Source organism: Streptomyces sp. Isolate_45, from assembly GCF_024721315.2.
Taxonomy (GTDB): domain Bacteria; phylum Actinomycetota; class Actinomycetes; order Streptomycetales; family Streptomycetaceae; genus Streptomyces.
The window spans coordinates 1-18,918 of the sequence record NZ_JANFAK020000150.1 but is presented as its reverse complement, the minus strand read 5'-3'; the positions used below and the strand labels follow the sequence as shown (position 1 = coordinate 18,918).

Annotated in this window: 17 protein-coding genes; 7 read left to right on the top strand and 10 right to left on the bottom strand. The window is 73.9% G+C overall.

The window, feature by feature from the left end; translation table 11 throughout:
- Positions 1 to 180: 180 nt before the first annotated feature.
- From NOD94_RS32855 to NOD94_RS32845, 3 genes are all read right to left on the bottom strand, one after another.
- Complete coding sequence (locus NOD94_RS32855) at positions 181 to 363, bottom strand: thiazolylpeptide-type bacteriocin (RefSeq protein ID WP_281209833.1); 183 nt, start codon at positions 361 to 363, stop codon at positions 181 to 183.
- 61 nt (positions 364 to 424) lie between these two features.
- Entirely contained in the window at positions 425 to 616 is a 192-nt protein-coding gene (locus NOD94_RS32850) for a thiazolylpeptide-type bacteriocin (protein WP_281209832.1), read from the bottom strand.
- Between the two features lie 392 nt (positions 617 to 1,008).
- Complete coding sequence (locus NOD94_RS32845; RefSeq protein WP_281209831.1) at positions 1,009 to 3,192, bottom strand: MMPL family transporter; 2,184 nt, start codon at positions 3,190 to 3,192, stop codon at positions 1,009 to 1,011.
- Positions 3,193 to 3,289: 97 nt separating this feature from the next.
- On the opposite strand from NOD94_RS32845, the gene NOD94_RS32840 reads away from it, so the two are divergent.
- Both NOD94_RS32840 and NOD94_RS32835 read left to right on the top strand, forming a co-directional pair.
- Complete coding sequence (locus NOD94_RS32840; RefSeq protein WP_281209830.1) at positions 3,290 to 3,922, top strand: TetR/AcrR family transcriptional regulator; 633 nt, start codon at positions 3,290 to 3,292, stop codon at positions 3,920 to 3,922.
- Complete coding sequence (locus tag NOD94_RS32835; protein ID WP_281209829.1) at positions 3,919 to 4,662, top strand: DUF2993 domain-containing protein; 744 nt, start codon at positions 3,919 to 3,921, stop codon at positions 4,660 to 4,662. The genes NOD94_RS32840 and NOD94_RS32835 overlap by 4 nt, the downstream gene beginning before the upstream one ends.
- A gap of 29 nt (positions 4,663 to 4,691) precedes the next feature.
- Here the strand turns inward: NOD94_RS32835 and NOD94_RS32830 are convergent, their stop codons facing one another.
- On the bottom strand, positions 4,692 to 5,006 hold the full coding sequence (locus tag NOD94_RS32830) for an SH3 domain-containing protein (RefSeq protein ID WP_281209828.1): 315 nt from the start codon (positions 5,004 to 5,006) through the stop codon (positions 4,692 to 4,694).
- A gap of 183 nt (positions 5,007 to 5,189) precedes the next feature.
- Here NOD94_RS32830 and NOD94_RS32825 point away from each other — a divergent pair, with 183 nt between their 5' ends.
- Complete coding sequence (locus tag NOD94_RS32825) at positions 5,190 to 6,575, top strand: DUF2252 domain-containing protein (protein ID WP_281209836.1); 1,386 nt, start codon at positions 5,190 to 5,192, stop codon at positions 6,573 to 6,575.
- A gap of 6 nt (positions 6,576 to 6,581) precedes the next feature.
- Here the strand turns inward: NOD94_RS32825 and NOD94_RS32820 are convergent, their stop codons facing one another.
- Complete coding sequence (locus tag NOD94_RS32820; protein ID WP_281209827.1) at positions 6,582 to 10,325, bottom strand: CHAT domain-containing protein; 3,744 nt, start codon at positions 10,323 to 10,325, stop codon at positions 6,582 to 6,584.
- Between the two features lie 228 nt (positions 10,326 to 10,553).
- Between NOD94_RS32820 and NOD94_RS32815 the strand changes: the two genes are divergently transcribed.
- From NOD94_RS32815 to NOD94_RS32800, 4 genes are all read left to right on the top strand, one after another.
- Complete coding sequence (locus NOD94_RS32815) at positions 10,554 to 11,117, top strand: hypothetical protein (RefSeq protein ID WP_281209826.1); 564 nt, start codon at positions 10,554 to 10,556, stop codon at positions 11,115 to 11,117.
- Positions 11,118 to 11,275: 158 nt separating this feature from the next.
- Entirely contained in the window at positions 11,276 to 11,971 is a 696-nt protein-coding gene (locus tag NOD94_RS32810; protein ID WP_281209825.1) for a hypothetical protein, read from the top strand.
- Positions 11,971 to 12,642, top strand: a complete 672-nt coding sequence (locus tag NOD94_RS32805; protein WP_281209824.1) for an RES family NAD+ phosphorylase — start codon at positions 11,971 to 11,973, stop codon at positions 12,640 to 12,642. Before NOD94_RS32810 ends, NOD94_RS32805 begins: the two co-directional genes overlap by 1 nt.
- Positions 12,643 to 12,705: 63 nt before the next feature.
- A complete protein-coding gene (locus NOD94_RS32800) occupies positions 12,706 to 13,818 on the top strand; it encodes a hypothetical protein (RefSeq protein WP_281209823.1) in 1,113 nt (370 codons plus the stop codon).
- 117 nt (positions 13,819 to 13,935) lie between these two features.
- Here the strand turns inward: NOD94_RS32800 and NOD94_RS32795 are convergent, their stop codons facing one another.
- The 5 genes from NOD94_RS32795 to NOD94_RS32775 all read right to left on the bottom strand — a co-directional run bounded on the left by NOD94_RS32795 (position 13,936) and on the right by NOD94_RS32775 (position 18,810).
- Complete coding sequence (locus tag NOD94_RS32795; protein ID WP_281209822.1) at positions 13,936 to 14,757, bottom strand: PaaX family transcriptional regulator C-terminal domain-containing protein; 822 nt, start codon at positions 14,755 to 14,757, stop codon at positions 13,936 to 13,938.
- Between the two features lie 58 nt (positions 14,758 to 14,815).
- Complete coding sequence (locus tag NOD94_RS32790) at positions 14,816 to 15,541, bottom strand: Asp/Glu racemase (RefSeq protein WP_281209835.1); 726 nt, start codon at positions 15,539 to 15,541, stop codon at positions 14,816 to 14,818.
- Between the two features lie 102 nt (positions 15,542 to 15,643).
- Positions 15,644 to 16,537, bottom strand: coding sequence for a fumarylacetoacetate hydrolase family protein (locus NOD94_RS32785; protein WP_281209834.1), 894 nt, complete (start codon positions 16,535 to 16,537; stop codon positions 15,644 to 15,646).
- A gap of 24 nt (positions 16,538 to 16,561) precedes the next feature.
- Entirely contained in the window at positions 16,562 to 17,737 is a 1,176-nt protein-coding gene (locus tag NOD94_RS32780) for a cupin domain-containing protein (RefSeq protein ID WP_281209821.1), read from the bottom strand.
- Positions 17,734 to 18,810 (bottom strand): carbon-nitrogen hydrolase family protein, encoded by a 1,077-nt coding sequence (locus NOD94_RS32775; protein ID WP_281209820.1) that lies wholly within the window; start codon positions 18,808 to 18,810, stop codon positions 17,734 to 17,736. Before NOD94_RS32775 ends, NOD94_RS32780 begins: the two co-directional genes overlap by 4 nt.
- Positions 18,811 to 18,918 lie beyond the last annotated feature (108 nt).

The window sequence follows — 18,918 nt, the reverse complement described above, 5'->3', positions numbered from 1 at the left end:
CGGCAGGCCCGTCGGGGGCACGGTGCGGTGAGGCTGCGGCGGGCCCGTCGCGGCGCCGGCGGCGGTGTGCTGTGGCTGCGGCATGCCGCTCCCCGTCCTGTGTGTGGTGGCGCGGGCCTCCCGCCGCACGCGGGGTACGGCGGGAGGCGTCCGGCATGCCGGTGGTGAGTGGTCGGTGGGTCAGCCCACGGGGATTTCGCCCGCGTCCGGCTGGGCGCAGGAGGAGGACCCCTGGCAGGAACACGAGCCCCAGGAGGCTCCGCCTTCGGGGAGGGCGGCCGTATCACGCATGGACGTCACGGTGAGTTCGCCGAGGTCGAGGTCCTCGATCTCGAATTCGGGTGCGGGGCGGGCTTCGGACATGGTTGTCTCCTTCGCAGAACGGTCGGATGGGTTGGGTGCGGGGTGTGGTGACGGGCGGTGGTCAGCCCGTGGACACACCGGTCTCCAGCTGCGGGTCGACGCAGCTGGACGAGGCCACGCAGGAGCAGGCGCCGCCGGCCGCGGCGCCCTCGGGCAGGGCGCCCTTGTCGCGCATGGACGTCACGACGAGGTCGCTGAGGTCGAGGTCGAGTTCCTGGAGGTCGAGATCGATGGTGCTCGCGAAGTCGGGCACAGATGTCTCCCAGAAGTGGAGGCGATAGCCGAATGTGCACGGAACAGAAACGCCGCACTCCGCGGCTCGGGTCGTCCGATATTCGGAGAGCGCTGTTCCAAAAAAGTATGGCAAGGCCGATCGAGCTGCTGCAAGCAATTGCGAAATGCATCGGACGTCCCGAATGGGCACGTCCGAATTACGCTTTCGACGGCTGGAACACGGTGGTCCACCGACGAGAATCAGCCTCTTCCGTGCAAGGCCCATAATCGCCCGTACCGCTATAAGGACGCTGGAAAGACCATCGAAGTCACGTGGACGGGACGCGGGCCGGCCCGGGGCGGAATTCACGGGGAATTCCGCCCCGGGCCGGCGCGGGAATCGGGCTGCCGTCCTTTCGTCCGGCCGGACGCTCAGGCCCTGATGTGCGGCAGGATCCGGTCCAGGCCGCGCGGCAGCCACCAATTGGCGCGCCCCGTGAGGAACATGAACGACGGCACCATGACGAGCCGGACGACGGTCGCGTCGATGATCACGCTGACGGCCAGCCCCAGCGCGAGCATCTTGATGACGACGGTGGGCGAGGCGGCGAACGACAGGAACACCACCGTCATGATCAGTGCGGCGCTGGAGATGACCCGGCCGGTCACGGCGAGCCCGGTGCCCACGGCGTGCTGGTTGTCCTTGCGGGCACGCCAGTCCTCGGCGATGCGGGACAGCAGGAAGATCTCGTAGTCCATGGACAGCCCGAAGGTGATGGCGAACATCATCATCGGCACGTACGACTCGATCGGCACCGGCCCCGTCAGGCCCAACAGTCCTGCTCCCCAGCCCCATTGGAAGACGGCGACGAGCACTCCGTACGAGGCGGCGGTGGTGGCGAGGTTGAGGAGGACGGCCTTGAGCGGGATGACCAGGCTCCGGAAGACGGTCATCAGCAGCAGGAACGAGGCGACGAGGACGAGGCCGATGATGAGCGGCAGGCGCTGGGTGACGGTGTCGCGGAAGTCGAGCTGACCGGCGGTGGTGCCGGTCAGGTGGGCGGTGGCCCCGGTGTCCGCCAGGGCCTGCGGGAGCGTGCTGTCGCCGAGCCGGTCGAAGAGGGCGCCTGTGGCCGCCTCCTGGGGACCGGTGGCGGGCGTGACCGTCGAGATGAGGATCCTGCCGTCGGCGCTCGCCCTCGGCGGGGTCGCGCGCGCCACCCCGGGAGTCCCTTCGAGGGCCTCCCCCAGCGCCCGGCCGATGTCGGCGGCGGCGCGCGACGCGTCGCGCAGGTCCACGACGACGAGGAGGGGGCCGTTGGCGCCCGGCCCGAACCCGGGGCCCCCGGCATCGGATATCCAGGTGTGGGCGTCGCGGGTGCTGCTGCCGACCGGGTCGGAGCCGCTGTCGACGTGACCGAGCCGCATGGAGAACATCGGTACGGCGCACAGGGCGAGGAGCGCCGTACCGGCCAGGAGGAACGTCCAGGGGCGACGTGCCACGCGGGCGGCGTAGCGGTGCCAGCCGTCCCGGTCCCCGGACGTCTCGGCGACGGGGCGGCGCACGTGCACGCGGTCGATGCGCCGGCCGACCAGTCCGAGCGCGGCGGGCACCAGGGTGACCGCCGCCGCGGCGGTCATCACCACGGCGATGGTCGCGGCGAGTCCGAGTTTGCCGATGAAGCCGATGCCGCAGGCGTAGAGACCGAGGAGGGCGACACCGACGGTCAGGGCGGCGACCAGGACGGCGTGCCCACTGGTGGCGGCGGTCCGGCCGGCGGCCTCGACGGGATCGCGGCCCTCCATGAGGTCCTGGCGGTAGCGGGTGGTGAGGAACAGGGCGTAGTCGATTCCGACGCCGAGGCCGAGCATGGCCGCGAGGGTGGGCGCCGCGGTGGCGAAGGCGACGGCGCCCGCGACGACGCCGACCACGCCCATGCCGACGCCCACCCCGATCAGCGCGGTGGCGATGGGCAGGAGCGCGGCGGCGACGCTGCCGAAGGCCAGGAGCAGGATCACCAGGGCCGCGGCGAGGCCGGTGAGTTCGGCGGCGACGTCGTCGGCGGGCGGCCGGACGATCTGGTCGAGGTCACCCCCGTAGCCGACGCCGACGCCGGCCGCGCGGGCCGGTTGGGTGGCTTCGTCCAGCTCGTCGGTGTAGGCGTGGCCGAGGGACTTCAGCGGCGCGTCGAAGGACACGACGCTGTAGGCGGTCCGGCCGTCCGCACTGGTCACGGGGGGCGACGCGGCCGTGACGTGGGGCAGGGCGGCGAGCCGGGCGATCGTGTCGGAGACCGCCCCGCCGTGGTCGGCGACCGTGCCGGAGTCCACGTGGAGGACGACCTTGCCGCTCGGTGCCCCGGCGGCCGGCTCGGAGGCGTTGAGCAGGCTCGCCCCGGTGTGGGTGGCGGTGCCGGGCAGGCTCACCTGGTCGCTGTAACCGGCGCCGACCAGTTGCCGTCCGGCGAGCGCGGCGCACATGACGAGCAGCCAGGCCGCCAGCACCCACAGCGGGTGTCGGGCGCAGAACGCCCCGGTGCGGGCGAGCCGGGAGGGCGCCTCCCCGTCCGGGACGGGCGGCGCGGCGGGGGGTACCTCGGGCAGGGCGGAAGACACGGCGACTCCAAAAAGTGGCAGCACTGCCAAGAGACACTAGGTCACACATGGCAGGACTGACAATTGACATGTCTGTCGCGATGGGTAGGGTGACTCCATGGCACCCGAGAACACCCCGCCCGGCCTGCGCGAACGCAAGAAGGAGCAGACCCGTCGCACCTTGCGTGCGTGCGCGGCCCGACTCTTCGCCGAGCGGGGGTACACCGCGACGACGGTCACCGACATCGCGGCGGCCGCGAACGTGTCGGAGCGCACGTTCTTCCGGTACTTCGAGAACAAGGAATCCCTGCTGCTGCCGGACAGCGCCGAGTTGTTCGCCTTCATCGAGGCCGCGCTGGCCGCGCGTCCCCGCGACGAGGACCCCCTCGACGCGGTGTGCCGCGCCCTGATGGAGGCCGCGGTGCCGTTCGCGCGGAGCACCCTGGCGGGTCTGACCCACTCGCTGGCCGGCACCGAGGGCCAGGCGCTGATCCGGTCCCGGCTGATGCAGGCCTTCATCGAGTTCGAGGACCGGCTGGCCCTCCTCGTGCTGGAGCGCCTCCCGGCCGACCTGCCCGACGCCGACCTCCACGCGAACGTGATCGCCTGCTCGGCCCTCTCGGCCGCCCGCGCCGTGTTGCGCACCCAGCGGGCCCGCCGTGAGGCCGGTACCGCCGGGGACGCCGCGCCGCTCCTGCCCAAGGCCTTCGACCTGCTCGCCCTCGCCCGGAACGGAACACCCGCACCGTGAAAAGCCCCCGCCGCAAGACCCTGATCGTCACCGCCGCCGCCTGCCTCGTGGCGACCGCCGCGACCGGGACCGTGAACCTCGTGGCCCAGCAGCGGGCCGAGGGCGAGGTCGTCGACGCGGCGACCTGCCGACTCGGTGCGGCAGGCACGGTCAGCGCCGACCTCGACGGCCCCCTCGCCGGACTGCGCGCCCTCACCGGCGGCATCGGGACCGTCCGTGTCCGCGCGGAGGGGGTCCGGCGGGAGGGCACCGACATGGACGTCGAGGCGGTCCTCAAGGACGTGTCCCGCGACGGCGTGGGCGGGGGCACCGCCACGGCCACCGTCCCCTACGAGTCCTTGAACCGGCGCGCGGAGCGGGAGGCGGGAGATGTCGCCTCCGGCCTGGTCCTGGGCACGGACGGCAAGGACCTCACGCTCACGGGCGACGCCGGCGGCACGGGGCTGCCCGTCACCGTCAGGACGACCCTGTCCACCACCGCGGACAGCGTCACCGTCACCCCGGCCGCCGTCCGGCTGTTCGGCCGTGACATACCGGTGGACCGGCTGGCGTCCCTGCCCCTCGGATCCGGCATCGCCGACAAGCTGAAGCCCCGCACGATCGGCCTGGGGGACCTCCCGGACGGGGTCGGTCTCACCAGGGCGCGCGCCACCGGTGCCGGACTCGTCCTGTCCTTCGACCTGACCGGCGGGGGCCTGGGGAAGGCGGGCGCCGGCGACTGCGTCGCCCGGGAGGCCTGAACCGGGTCAGCGGGAGGTCGGCCGCGGGTTCAGCACCAAGGCACGTTGGTGTAGTTGTGCACGTAGCGGGCCGACACCCAGCCGTCGCCGTGCAACCGGTACCAGGTGTCGTTGCCCTCCACCCATTTGGCCTCGGTCCGGCAGGACAGTTTCACCTTCTGCCACGGGGCGAGGGTGCCGACGACCCGGGCCGTGGTGGTCGGGCTCGACCGGACCTTCACCCCCGACGAGCTGACGACCAGCCCCTCCGCGTACGACCCCGACGCCAGGGCGCTCCCGGCGAACAGAACGGCCGAGACGGCGGCCACCGGCGCCGCCACGGCGATCTTCCCGAACATGCGCATCCGCGCTTCCCCATCTCCACTGCCGGACTGTGCCGGACGTTCCTCGATACCGCTGGACGGCCGTGCGGAACACGGCACCGCAATGGACCTTGCGCCGCCACCGGCCGCCGGGGCGGTCCGGCGCACCGGGCGTTCCCCCGGACGGCGCACGCCCGGAGCCGGTGATATGACTGGGGGATGGCAATGGCTCCGCCCCCGTCCCCCGACGAACGGGTCCGGTACGGCCGGGCGCGGCGCAAGCGGCTGCCCCGGTCCGAGCACGCGGCGACGCCTTCGCAGGAGAGCCGCCCGGATCCGGTGGCCGTGCTGGCGGCGCAGGGCGCGGACCGGCTGCCGGAACTGCTGCCGCTGCGGTACTCCCGGATGGCGGCCGGCGCGTTCCCCTTCCTGCGCGGCGCGGTGGCCGTGATGACGGCCGACCTCGCGGCGGCTCCGCACACCGGGTTGGTGGTGCAGTTGTGCGGGGACGCGCACCTGCTGAACTTCGGGCTGTACGCCTCTCCCGAGCGGGCCCTGCTGTTCGACCTGAACGACTTCGACGAAACGCTGCCGGGCCCCTTCGAATGGGACGTGAAACGGCTGGCGGCGAGCGTGGCCGTGGCGGCCCGGGACAACGGTCACGGCGACAAGGCCGCCCGGCGCGCCGCCGGGGCGGCCGCGGCGGCGTACCGGCGGAACATGCGCCGGCTGGCGGGGCTGGGCGAACTCGCCGTCTGGTACGAGCGGGTGGACAGCGCCGAGGTGCTGCCCCTGGTACGGCGGCGGCACCGCGAGCGGGTCGCGTCCGGGCTGGAGCGGGCCCGGCGGCGGACCGGTCCCCAAACGCTGGACAAGTTGGCGGAGGTGGTGGACGGCAGGCTCCGGCTCCGTTTCGAACCGCCGCTGCTGGAGCCGGTGGGGGCCCTGGACGAGGCCGTGGTGGAGCAGGTGTTCCGGGAGTACCGGGCCTCGCTCCCGGAGGAGCGGCGGCTGTTGCTGGACCGCTTCCACGTGGTGGACGTGGCCCGCAAGGTGGTGGGCGTCGGCAGTGTCGGCACCCGTTGCTTCGTCGTGCTCCTGACGGGCCGCGACGACGCGGACCCGCTCTTCCTCCAGATCAAGGAGGCCGTGCCGTCGGTGCTGGAGGCCCACCTCGGGCGGTCGGCGCACCCGCACTCCGGACACCGGGTGGTGGCCGGGCAGCGGCTCCTCCAGGCGGCCGGCGACATCTTCCTCGGTTGGGCCACCGGGCCCGAGGGTCGGCACTTCTACTGGCGGCAGCTGAGGGACATGAAGGGCTCGGCCGACGTCGCGAGCATGGATCCGCTGCTGCTGGAGGGCTACGCCCGGCTGTGCGGCCGCACGCTGGCCCGCGCGCACGCGCGGACCGGCGACCGGTTCGCGATCGCCGGGTACCTGGGCGCCGGTGACGCCTTCGACGAGGCGGTCACCCGCTTCGCCCTGGACTACGCGGACCTGACGGTCGCCGACCACGCCGCGCTCACCGCGGCCCTGACCGACACCGACAACCCCTCGCACACCGCGCACCCGGCGGGACACGGCCGTGCCGGCCCGCCGGAAGCGCCCTGATCCTCCCTACTCCTCCCCTCCGTTCCTCCGCGCCTCCATCAGGGCCAGTACCTCGCGGGCGTCGGTGACCACCTCCGGCCCGGCCGGCGGGCCGGCCCGGCGGGCGAGGTCCAGGGCGAGCCGGACGGGGTGGTCGAGCGGCAGCGGCAGCAGGGCGAGCCTGATCCCGAGCAGAGCCTTTCGGCGGTCGCGCGGGTCCCCCGGGTCGGCCGCGAGGTCCCGCACGCGGGACCGCAGCACCTCGTACCGGTCCTCGTCGAGCTCGGCGCGGATGCCGTCGAGGTGCGCGGCGACCAGGCGCAGCAGCCGCTGTTCCGGCGGTGTCGGTTCCGCCACCGGGCGCGGCGTGGTGGGGGACGTGGCCCCGCGGGTGGACGCGGCGGGTCCGGGGTTCCCCTGGTGGGTGAAGGCGGCCCAGAGCGGGAGCCGGTCCAGGCCGGGCCGGTCCATTTCGCGGAGGAGTTCTTCGCCGAGGGTGCCGGGGTCGCGGCGGTCGGGGTCCAGCATCCACATCTGCGCCGCGCGCAGGGCGTCCACGGGGCTGCGGCCCTCGACGGCCACGTGGTGGTGGAAGACGGCCATCATCAGGGCCGATGCGCCGTCCTGGGTGGTCCAGCGGGAGCCGACCACGTCCCGGGCCCCGCCCGCCACGAAGGCCGTCGCCAGCGTCAGGGCCTCGTCGTGGTCCCGGTTGCTGAGGTCGGTCTCGCAGGCGCTGAGCACGACGAGCGGGCCGCTCCGCGGCGCGTCCTCGCCCGGGCGGGCGGTGCTCGCGCGTTCCAGCAGCCGGGCCACGGTCAGCATGCCCCGGTCCGGGGAGGCCCCGTACCCGCCCTGCTCGGGGGGCAGTTGCTCCGTACCGGCGGGGAAGGCGAGGTGGAGCGCGGAGACGGTGGGGCTGGTTCCGGCGGAGCCGTGGCAGGCGAGGTGGAGGACGGACAGGGGCTCGTCGAGGAAGTCCATCAGTTCGTCGGGAGTGCCCTCGGCCACCGGTTGCAGGGAGGACTCGTAGTACTCGCCGAGCAGCCGCGCGTCGGGGTAGAAGGCCGCGTTGAGGGCGGCCGCCTCCCGCTCGGCGAGGGTCAGGTCGATCCGCGGGTCGGCCAGGAGGACGGCCGCGGCGGCCGGGGGCCGCCGGTCGCGGGCGACGGCGCGCAGGAAGTGGGAGCCGGAGGCCGCGTAGCTGATCGCCATGAACTGGCAGGCGTAGTCGGCGGGCGCCACGTCGGGCAGCCGGGCAGCGTGCCAGGGGACCACCCCCAGATTGCCGCAGGGGACGAGGACGAGGCGGGGGGTGCGGGAGTGGGGGCGCCGGTCGGCGTTCGCGGCGATCCGCTCGGTCATCCCGGCGAGCACGGGCCCCAGCGCCGCTTGGTACGACCAGTCGCACAGCACCGACAGGGCCGCCTCCCAAGCCTGTTCGGCCTCCGGGTCGCCGGGGCGGGCGGCCCGCTCGGCGGCGGCGTCCATGTAGCGGCGCAGCGGTCCGCTGCGCTCCACCGTCAGCAGGGGGAGTCCGATGACGCAGGTTCCGCAGTCCGGGCCGACCAGCAGGGCCAGGCCGGGCGAGAGTCCGGAGCCGGACATGAGGTAGACCAGCGCGTCGGCGTCGCTCGCGGTGACCCCGCTCGTCAGCTCGCTCACGGTGGGGGTCGGGATCAGCTCCTGGTCCCGGTAGCCGAGCACCTCCAGTGCCTGGCGGCGCAGGCTGCTCGGGAGGGCTCCCGGCAGTTCGTCCGGGGTGAGCGACCTCAGGGGCTCCCGCCACGCGGCGGCCAGGTCGGCCCGGCCGCGGGCCTCCAGCAGTTCCGGTACGCCCGCGGAGGCGGAGGCCGCGTGCAGTACCGTCGCCCGACCGAGTTCCAGCGCCGTCACGGCCTCCGCCAACTGGCCGTGGGAGGCCGCCCACATGGCCGCCAGTACGCCGCGCCGGGCTCCCGACCGGGCGGTGAGCAGGCCGTGTTCGGGTCCGAGTTGGAGCACCACGTCCGCGGCGAGGGCCCGGAGCGCCTCGATGGCGACCTCGGTGGCCGCGGTCGCGTCCTCGCGACGTCGGGTGCCGCGCCAGCGCTTCTGGTGGAGCCCGCTCAACTCCCACAGGGACTCCGCCGCGAGGGAGGCGACGCGTCCCTCCTTGAGGGCGGTACGGACCCGGGTGTGGGCGTCGACGGCGCGGTCGAGGTCCGCGGGCTCGCCGCTGAGCTCGTGCCGCAGGGCCAGCTTCGAGGCGTACGTCGACCACTCGGCGGGCGGCGCGTCCGGACCGGGTTCGGACAGCACCCGGATCGGCTCGGGGTCCCCGGTCATCCTGGCCCGTACGGCCTGCTCGGCTTCGGCCATCTGCCCGGCGAGGTGCCGCAGCGGGGCGGGTAACGACTCGGGGCGCGCGGCCAGTTCGCCGAAGCCGTCGAGGCCCTCCAGTGCCTGCGGGAGGTCGTCCGTCAGGAGCCCCCGCAGCAGGCGGGCCTGTCCGAGGACGACCTGGGCCGATGGGCGGTTCGTGTCGCCCGGTGCGAGGGCCGCTTCGATCGTGGTCAGGTCCTCGATGGCCGCGTCGAGCCGCGGCACGTCCTCCCGCACCTTGGCCGCGAGGACCACGGCGGCGTGCTGGGCGATCCGCAACGAGACGAGGCCGGGCGCGGCCCAGGCGGGGATGTCCGTCCCGAACCGTTCCACGACGTCCGGGATGAGGGCGCGGCCGCGTTCGCCGTCCTGCTCGTTCCCGCCGATCACCGGGCCCAGCTGGAGCAGTCCGCCCAGGGCTCCGGCGAGCATCTGCGTCAACGGGTCGCCGGGCGGCATCCGGTCGTAGGTGGCGCGCAGGAGCCGCACCGCGTCGTCCACCTCCTGCGGGTCGCGGCTCCGCACGCCTTCCATGACGGCCATCAGCGCGGGCAGGAGGGCTTGCAGCGCCACCTCCGAGACTTCCGGGTCCAGGCCTTCCTGCCCGGTGGCGGGCACGTCCGGAGAGAGCCCCGGGGGGCCGGGATCCTTCGGGCCGTCCGGGGCTCCGAGGTCCTCGGGTCGGTCCGGGGTGGCGGCGGCCTCGGGCCGGTCCGGATCGTGTCGTTCGTGCGGCGGCTTGCCCTTCAAGTCCAACAGGTCGTACACGGCCCGGATCTGGTCGGCCATCGGGTTGCCCTCGGGCAGCAGCTTGACCACCTCCTCCGGGTCGTCCGGATAGCCCTCCCGCTCCATGCGGGCCAGGCCTTCGAACGCATGCCGCATTCCGGGGTCCAACGTCACCAGTGCCTCCGGCGAGTCCAGGAGCTCCTGGAACGCCTTCAGCATGCCGTCCTTGCCGTCGGGGTTCTCCAGCGCCCACCGGCTGACCTCCGCCACGCTGGGCAGCCTGCCGTCGAGCAGCGGGCCGAGGTCGAAGACCGGCAGGGCGAGCATGGTCAGCATGGCCGCGGACATCTGTTCCTCCTGGGGGGCCAACGCCACCCCGGAGCCGGGTTCGCGGACCGCCCTCAACAACCGCTCCGCCCGCTCCTTGTCCGCCGCCCGGCCGCCGGCCGAGTACCGCCAGGCGAGGAGGCATCCGAGCAGGACGGTGAGGCGGACCCGCAGCGCCGGGTCGTGGTCCAGGAGCGGGACGACCTGGTCCAACTCCTCGATCGAAGGGTCGTAGTCGGTCGCCGACGGGCGGGCGGCGCCCTCCGTGGGCAGCCGCCCCGCCGCCCTCCGTGCGGCGTCCTCGGCCCATGCCCGCAGGCCCTGGACTCCGCCGCTGTCGCTGTCGTCCATGCGTCCCCCTCTGCCGTGTTCCCACGCCGGCGTTCATGATGAACCGCGCCCCGGCGCCGTGTCCCCCGTTCCCGCCGGACGACCGGCCCTCACCCCGTACACGACCGGATCCGGCCGCGCTCGCGGTCACCGACGGGTCGCACTCCGGGCGTTCCCCGGGCGGGGGCTTCCCGCGCGGTGGGCTCCGGTGCTTCGCTGACCGGGTGACGGTACGGGGACGGAGGCCGGGTGGACGCCGGGAGCACGACCGCGTTCGCGGTCGCGGTGGTGGGGGTCGTCGGGACGCTGCTGTCGGCGCTGCTGACCCAGCGGGCGGCGGAACGGGGCCGGGAGCGGCAGCGGGAGCAGGCCGAGGAGTCCCGGGAGCGGCGTGCGGAGGCCGTGGAGCGCCGCGCGTGCTACGTGGCGCTGAACACCGCGTGCCGGCAGTACCTGGCGGCGTTGACCGACCTGTTGCACGCGCTGGGCCGGGAGGGGGAGCTCCCGGCGGTGCGGCGACGGCTCACCGAGGCCCGGGACCTGCACCGGGAGGTGTACGCGGAGGCCCAGATGCGACTGCCGGACGGGATGCTCGGCATCGCGGGCGGGGTCGCGCACGCGCTCGGCACCGTCTACGGCTCCCTGCGGCGGCTGGACGACGGCGTCCCGCGGCCGGGTGACGTCGCCGCGCAGGGCGACATCGACGCCCTGTGGGACCTGCTGCGGGAGATGCGGCACCGGATGCGGACCGATCTGGGCGTTTCCCGGTCGACTGCCGGGCGTTCGTACGGTGGATCCGGCGCCGGGGGCTGACACTGGTTCCGACGGCTCGTCATGATGGGCTTTCCACAAGGGAGTTCTCAGGGGATGCAGATGGGCGGCGAGGATGGCGGTGGTGCGCGGCGTCCGCTGCGGCGGTCCGGGCCGCCCCGCTCCCATCGGGGCCGTCACGGCCCGGAAAAGAGGACCGCATGAGCACGAACGGAGCGCGGGAGCGGCTGCTCGGCCTCCTCGGCGAACACTGGGAGAGCGTCAACGCCGCCCTGACCGAGGAACAGCGGACGACGCTCCTCACCCGGCTGGGGGATCTCGGCGCCACGGCCGAGGCCGACGGCAAGGCGGTCCGCAGAGCCCTCCAGGGCGTGCGGCTCGCGTTGCACCCGCTGCCGTTCGGCCATCCGGTGCGGGCGGCGCTGGACTCGGGACGGCTCGCGGGGTCCGTCACGGCTCCGGTGGACGTCGTGGCGGGCGCGCGGGCGCTGTTGGCGCGGCTCGCGGCCCGGCAGTCCTCCCCCTCCCCCGCGCCGGACACCGCGGCGATCGTCGGCGCCGTGCGGCGCAGGTTGCTGGAGGCCCCGTCCCTGGCGGCCGAGGAGGTGAGGGCCCGGTTCGGTGGCGCGGCGCCGCCGCCCGAGGTGATCCGGCTGCCCGACCCCGTGCACGGGGACCGGTATCCGGAGTTCCAGTTCACCGGTGGGGAGGGGACCGCGTACGGGGTGGTCCTGGAGGTGAACCGGCTGCTGCTGGCCGACGTCGATCCGTGGGGGGCCGCCGACTGGTGGCTCAGCGGCAACGTCCGACTCGGCGCGGCCCCCGCCTCGTTGCTCGGGGAACTGCCCGGCGAGCAGCTCGTCGGAGCCGCGGCGGCGCTGGTGGAGGGGTACTGATGACACGCGTCCTGCCTCCCTCGGCCTACGAACTGCGGCCCCGGTACCACGTCCTCCCGATGGGCACCCTGCTGTGGCGGGTGCACACGGCTGCCCGTCCGGCCGAGGAGTTCAACCCCCGGCCCGCGGACCTGCACTTCGGCGGCAGCCGCTTCGACAGCACGGTCCTGGACCCGTACCCGTTCCTGTACGCGGGGGATTCCGCGACCACGGCGCTCGCCGAGACCCTCCTGCGGTCGATGCCCTTCGATCCGGAGCGGGGCCTGCGGCTCGTCCCGTACGCCGCGGTCCACGGGCGGGCGCTCAGTGTGATGCGGACCCGGTGCGAGGTGAGCCTGGTCTCCCTGATCGACGAGCACGACCTGGCGGCCGTGTGCCAGGACTCCGGCCTGCTGGAGGACGAGCAGGACTATCCGAAGGCACGGCGCTGGGCGGGCGAGATCCGGGTCCAGGCACCCGCCTCCATGGGCCTGATCTGGCAGTCCCGGCGCAACCGGCCGCGGCACGCGCTGGTGCTGTTCGGCGACCGCTTCGCCGCCTGCGACGGGAAACCGCTCGAAACGCTCCCGGACGACGGGATCGAGGACCTGGGCTCGCGGGCCGGCGTGGAGCGGGTCAACGCCCTGCTGGAGCCGCTGCGTTCCGCGATCTCGTTCGGGGGGCGCGACTGAGGTCCGCGCCACGATCGTTGCGATCCTTGTCGCCGCGCGAGGCGTGGTGTCATGGTGGGTCCCATGACCCCGTTACACGTGGAACACGCTGCCGTCCTCGACGAGTTGAAGGAGGTCCGACGGGCCGGTCTCGTCCGCCTGCGCGGGCACGCGCTGCCCGCGCTGGAGGCCGCGGCGGCCTCGGTCGCCGCCCGGACGCCGGACGGGGCCGTCGAGGCGCTGCTGCGCCGCGCCGTGGCACGGCTGGACGCGGGCACCCTGCGCACCGCCGCCGAGTACACCCTGGGCCTGGCCCAGGGCACCCGGGACTGGCCGGCGTCCTCGCGCCGCGCCCGGGCCTGTGCGGTGTACGGGGTGAGCGTCGAGCGCTTCCGCAAGGACCACGAGGTGATGGTGCTCGGCCAGATCGCCGACCGCATCGTCCAGTTGGCGGCGGAGGGAGCGGGGGACGGTGCGCCGGCGGACGCGCCGCGGGAGTGGGAGGAGCGGACCCACCGGACGGTGGAGGTGCGGGCGGGCGCGGGCAGCGCCCGGCTCACCGTGCACGTGCACCCCATCGATCTGCTGCGCGACGTGGACGTGGTGGTCTCCCCCACGAACACGTACCTCGCGCTGCCGGAGCCGTACAAGTCGTCGGTGTCGGCGTCGCTGCGCCGGGCGGCCGCCGTGCGCGGCGTCACCGGGGACGTGCTGGCCGATCCCGTGCACGAGGAACTGCGCACCTGGGCCGCGAGCTACGGCACCGCGGGCCGGCCGGTGCTGCCCGGTACGGTGGCCCCGACCGGGGCCGGCGCCCTGGCCGACCAGGGCATCCGGCGGATCTACCACGCGGCGCTGGCCGTGCCCCGCGCCGGTACCAACGACTACGACGTGCTGCCCGCCGACGTCACCCGTGCCTCGGCCCGGGCGCTGGCGCTGCTCGCCGAGGAACACGAGCGGTTCGAGCCGCCGTTGCGCTCGGTGTGTTTCCCGCTGCTCGGTTCGGGGCGGGGCGGGCTGCCGCCCGAGGTGAGCCTGGCCGCCGTGTGGGCCTCGGTGGAGGCCGAGCTGGCGCGCGGCGCCCGGTGGGACGTCCACTTCGTGGTGCGCGACGCCGCGGCCGCGGCGCTCGTGGAACGGATCCCGGCCGGCGCTCGCCCCGGCCACGACCGGCCCCTGACCGGGCGCTCCGGTTGACTCGGGTCACGGGCCGCCCGGGCGGGACCCGGGGGATGCCCCGTCCGGGTGGCCCGTGCGCCCCTCTCCCCGCCGTGTCGTGGCCCGCGCGACGGGGACCGGCGATGCCGGCGCGGCTCACGCGGCGGTGCGGACGTCCTCGACGTGGCGCAGGCTCGGGGCCTGGAGGACGGCGTGGAGTTGTTGGAAGACCTGCCGGGCCGCCACCGCGTTCCAGTCGGGCGGGAGGAGTTGCGTCGGCAGGCCCGGGTCGAGGTAGGGCAGCCGGCGCCATTGGGTGAGCAGGGGGACGTAGTGGCGGAACGCTTCCGCCGGGTCGGGTTCCGGTCCGGCCGTCATGCGTTCGGCGAGGGCGGCGTGGGCCTCGGTGAAGGCGGCGTACTGGGTTTGGATCGCCGGGAAGTCCCACCACGAGCTCACCGTCTGCGACAGTTCGCTGAAGGCCGCGTAGTCGGCGGCGAACAGGTGGACGTACTCGCTCAGTCCGAGCCGGACGAGCATGGCCCGGGCGTCGTCGAGGAGCCTGCGGGGGGCCAGCCACACGCCGGGGGCGATGTTGCCGAAGCCCAGCCAGGTGAGCCGGGTGCGCAGCTGGTAGCGGTGGGAGCGTTCGGACTCCGGTACGGAGAAGACGGCCATGGCCCAGCCGTCGGCGAGGTCGGCCGGTTCGAGGCTGGCGAAGATGCGGCGGTCGCCCTCGTCGAAGACGGGGTGGACGGCGGGGCTGAGGCGGTAGCCGGTGGCTCCCCTGCGCTCGGGTTCGAGGACGCCGCGCTTCTTCAGGCGGGAGATGGCGGAGCGGACGGCCGGGCCGTCCACGTCCAGCTCTTCCATCAGCGTGATCAGGTCCGCGATGGAGATCCAGCCGCCGAGGCGGCGCAGGAACGCGCCGTAGACCGTGTTGATCAACGAGCTGGGCCTGAGGGGGCTGTCCGACATGATCGCCTTCCGTTGTGAACGGTCGCGATCATATCGAGCCCTCCCCCGGCCCCCTCGGCTACCGCGGCAGCGGGCTGTCGGCGTACGCGCCGGACAGCAGGTGGCCGGCGCCGGGTGCCACGGCCGGCAGGCCGAGCGCACGGAGCAGTTGGTGGGCGGTGCAGATCGAGGCGGACACGACCGGCTTGCCCAGCAGTTGTTCGGCCTCCTCGACGGCCCCGAGGGAGGGCATCTGCACGCAGGCGGACAGCACGACCGCGTCGGCGTCCGCGTGGTCCAGTGCCCGGGCGAGGGCGGGGAGGCGCGCGGGGTCGTGCGCGGCGACGTCGAGGTTGTCGGGGATCTCCAGGGACCGGTGGTCGAGGACCTCGATGCCCTCGTGGCCCAGGTAGTCGACGACGGTCCGGGTCAGCGGGCGCATGTACGGGGCGAGCAGGGCGATCTTCCGGGCGCCGATGGTGTGCAGGCCGTGGACGAGCGCCCCCGCGCTGGTGACGACGGGTGCCGGGCCGCCGTTGTCGACGGTGCGGCGGTGCAGCCGTTCCTGGGCCTCGCGGTGGTAGCCGGGACCCATGCTCATGATGGCGACGAGGCAGGCGTAGCCGAGGACGTCGACGCGGGCGTCGGACAGTTCCACCGCGCAGCGGTCGGAGTCGCCGTCCATGGCCTTGAGCTGTTCGGGGGTGACGTGGGTCATCCGCATCCGGCTGGAGTGGAAGGTGAAGCGCTCGTCGGGGGCGACGGCCTCGCGGGCCCGCAGGATGGCCGGGACCTCGGTCTCCATGGTGACGTTGGAGCTCGGCACGATCTGGCCGATGCGGTAGGTACGGGGCGGCACGGGTACTCCTCGTTCGCGGCGGGGTGGAGGTGGCACGGAAGGGGCGGTTCAGCGGGCGTCGACGACGGGGTTGGTCAGGGTGCCGATCCGTTCGACGGTCGCCTCGACGGTGTCGCCGGGCACCAGGTACTGCGGCGGGACCATGCCGGCGCCGACGCCCGACGGCGAGCCGGTGGCGATGACGTCGCCGGGCTCCAGGGTCATGCCGGAGCTGATGTCGGCGATGAGCCGGGCGATCGGGAAGAGCATGTGGCGCGTGTTCGACTTCTGCTTGATGACTCCGTTGACGCGCAGCGAGAGGTCGAGCGCCATCGGGTCGGGTATCGCGTCGCGCGTGACGACGACCGGGCCGAAGGGGGCGTAGGAGTCCTGGCCCTTGGAGAAGAACCACTGGCCGGAGCGGCGCTGGTCGCGGGCGCTGATGTCGTTGAGGATGCTGTAGCCGAAGACGTGGGCGTACGCCTCCTCCTCGCTCACCCGGAACGCGGTGCGGCCGATGACCACGGCGAGCTCGCACTCCCAGTCCAGCTGGGTGGTGAGGTCGGCGTTGTGCAGGACGGGCCGTCCGGGTCCGGTGACGGCGGTCGCGGGCTTGCCGAAGAGGACGGGCCGTGGCGGCAGGTCCTCGTCGGTGTCCAGGCTCCGGCTGGACTCCGCCACGTGCTCGACGTAGTTGAGGCCCACGCCGATGATCTTTCCGGGGCGGTACGGGAGGCACGGGGTCACCTCGTCGAGCCGGTGGGCGGCGCCGGCCGGGCGGGGGCCGTCGAGCAGCCGCCGGGCGGCCTCCAGGGCCGCCGGTCCCGCCTGTACGAAGGAGAGCAGGTCGGGCGGGAGGGACGCGCCCGCCCGGTCGGCCAGGGCGGGCAGGTCGTGCACGAGGCCGTCGGCCTCGACGCCCAGGCGCGGCAGGACACCGGCGGCGGGGGTGGTGAAGGTCATCAGTCGCACGGGGGCTCCTCGGGCTCAGGCGGTCGCGGCGGTTGCCGCGGTGGCAGGAGGGGTGGCAGGGGTGGCGGTGGGAGTGCCGGTGACGGGCTGGTGGCCGCCGTGGTCGGGGTAGGCCTCCTCGCGGTGGAAGCCGAGGGAGCGCATGACGGGGAAGTCGTTGAAGGAGAAGAGGCAGGCGTCCTCGGAGGCGTCGAGGTTGTGGTGTTCGTGCCAGGCCCAGGAGGGGACGCAGAACATGTCGCCCTTCGTCCACTCGAAGCGCCGGCCCGCGATCACCGAGGCGCCGCGGCCCTTGGCCACCGTGTAGATCACCGAGCCGGTGTGGCGGTGGGCCGACGTGGCCTGATCCGGGCGCAGCAGCTGCATGTGGGCGCCCATGGTGGGCATGACCGACCCGCCCGTCACGGGGTTGGTGTACTCCGCGATCACCCCGTCGTACGGGGACCCCTCGGTGGCCCGCGCGAGGCCGCGCAGTGCCTCGTAGGTGGGCTCCCAGGGGAAGGCGAGCAGCGGCGAGTAGGGCCTGGTCCACTTCTCCGCACCGTGCGGCAGGAGGTTCGCCCCGTAGGTCAGGACCGAGGAGTTGATGACCTTCCCGGGCGTCTGGTGGAGGTCCGGGTGTACCTCGTAGAAGCCCGCGTCCAGGGCGTTGACGAGGGGGATGTCCAGGCCGTCCTGCCAGATGACGGGCTCGTCGTCGGCCTCGTTGCCGTGTTCGTGCCAGGTGCCGTTCGGGGTGATCGCGAAGTCGCCGGGGCCGACCCGCAGCTTCTGGCCGTCGACGACGGTCCAGGCGCCCGTGCCCTCGTGTACGAAGCGCAGGGCCGCCGCCTGGTGGCGGTGGGCGGTCATGGCCTCCCCGGGTCCCATGATCTGCAGGCCGGTGTAGAGGAGCCCGACGGCGGCGCTGACGTCCTTGCGGCCCGGGTTGACGAGCATCACCACGCGGCGGCCCGCGTCATCGGCCCGGACGAGGTCGAGGGCCCTGCGGACCAGGGGCCGCAGCTCGCGGTAGCGCCACAGCACGGGGACGGACGCCGGCTGCGGGTACCAGGGCTCGATGTCGTTGGCGACGGTCCACAGCGCGCCCGCGTCGTGGGCGCCGAGTTCCGCGTAGTAGGCGGTGAGTTCGGGCGTGTCGGTGACCCTGGCCCGGCCGAGCATGCCGTCGTCCTGCTGCGCGCTGTTCATGCGTCCTCCTCGGGGTGGGCGGGTGCGGTGGTCACGGCATCCGCGGCGGGTGCGGGGGCGGGGTGGTCCGGTGGCACCGTGAACGTCACCGGCGGGCGGGGGCTGTTGTCGACGTTGAGGTGGAAGACGTCGAAGCGGTTGTAGTGGCCGACGATGTCGTGCATCTGCTTGGGCTGGACGCACCGGGCCAGGTCGATCTCGCCGAGGACGATGCCCTCGTCGTCGACGAGGGGTTCGACGACCGGCCTGCCGTCGGGCCCGAAGATGCCGGAAAGGGCGCTGCGCGGCCGGGCGAACAGGGCCCGGAGCTCCTCGTCGTCCCCGGCGAGGAGGTCGACGATCTCAGGGGAGACGGTCGAGCAGGCGACGACGGAGAAGACCTTGCCCTCGAAGCTGTGGGCGGCCGTGCGGACGGCGATGGCGTCGGCCATGTCGTAGTCGGCCGGCGCGACGGGCAGCGCGATGTAGCAGGAGGCGTGGACGAGTTCGCCCTGCGCCAACAGGGCGTACCGGGCCAGCGTGTTGGTGTTCTCCCCGCAGGCGAGCGCGCCGAGCGGGCCGACGGGCGTCCGGTGGACCCGCAGGGAACTCCCGTCCCCTCCGGTCCAGGTGAGCTTCTCGGCCCACGTAGGAACGAGTTTGCGGTGCACGCCGAGGAGCGCGCCGTCCGCTCCGATGGTGAGCAGGGTGTTGTGGAGGACCCCGAGGCTGTGCGGGACCCGCTCGTTCACACCGATGACGAGGACTACCCCGTGGCGGCGGGCCGCGGCGCGCAACGCGTCGACGTGGGGGCCCGGGATGTCGACGGAGGCGCGTTGGAGGCGCTCGAACCAGGGTGAGCCCTGAACCGGGTTCATCGTCCAGTTCCAGTAGGGGTAGCCGGGGACGAACGCCTCCGGGAAGACGACGAGTTCGGCGCCGGCGGCGGCCGCCTCGGCGATCAGGGCCACGGCCTTGTCGACGGTGGCGGCGGGGTCGAGGAAGACGGGCGCGGCCTGGACGGCCGCCGCCGTGAAGCGGGGCAGCCGTTCGGCGGCCGGTACGTCCGGGGGGACGCGCGGGGGGCGGTGCACGGGATCTCCTGCGCTCAGTGGGCGGGGGTGGGTGTGGCCGCGGCCGGCCGGGGCGCGGGCGGGGCGGCGGCGCAGATCGGCAGAGCGTCGGGGAGGGACAGACGGTTG

Excerpts from the sequence above, each read along its gene's own strand:
- NOD94_RS32855 (WP_281209833.1), bottom strand. The coding sequence starts at position 363 with ATGTCCGAAGCCCGCCCCGCACCCGAATTCGAGATCGAGGACCTCGAC.
- NOD94_RS32840 (WP_281209830.1), top strand. The coding sequence starts at position 3,290 with ATGGCACCCGAGAACACCCCGCCCGGCCTGCGCGAACGCAAGAAGGAG.
- NOD94_RS32830 (WP_281209828.1), bottom strand. The coding sequence starts at position 5,006 with ATGCGCATGTTCGGGAAGATCGCCGTGGCGGCGCCGGTGGCCGCCGTC.
- NOD94_RS32825 (WP_281209836.1), top strand. The coding sequence starts at position 5,190 with ATGGCTCCGCCCCCGTCCCCCGACGAACGGGTCCGGTACGGCCGGGCG.
- NOD94_RS32820 (WP_281209827.1), bottom strand. The coding sequence starts at position 10,325 with ATGGACGACAGCGACAGCGGCGGAGTCCAGGGCCTGCGGGCATGGGCC.
- NOD94_RS32810 (WP_281209825.1), top strand. The coding sequence starts at position 11,276 with ATGAGCACGAACGGAGCGCGGGAGCGGCTGCTCGGCCTCCTCGGCGAA.
- NOD94_RS32805 (WP_281209824.1), top strand. The coding sequence starts at position 11,971 with ATGACACGCGTCCTGCCTCCCTCGGCCTACGAACTGCGGCCCCGGTAC.
- NOD94_RS32800 (WP_281209823.1), top strand. The coding sequence starts at position 12,706 with ATGACCCCGTTACACGTGGAACACGCTGCCGTCCTCGACGAGTTGAAG.
- NOD94_RS32795 (WP_281209822.1), bottom strand. The coding sequence starts at position 14,757 with ATGTCGGACAGCCCCCTCAGGCCCAGCTCGTTGATCAACACGGTCTAC.
- NOD94_RS32790 (WP_281209835.1), bottom strand. The coding sequence starts at position 15,541 with ATGGAGACCGAGGTCCCGGCCATCCTGCGGGCCCGCGAGGCCGTCGCC.
- NOD94_RS32785 (WP_281209834.1), bottom strand. The coding sequence starts at position 16,537 with ATGACCTTCACCACCCCCGCCGCCGGTGTCCTGCCGCGCCTGGGCGTC.
- NOD94_RS32780 (WP_281209821.1), bottom strand. The coding sequence starts at position 17,737 with ATGAACAGCGCGCAGCAGGACGACGGCATGCTCGGCCGGGCCAGGGTC.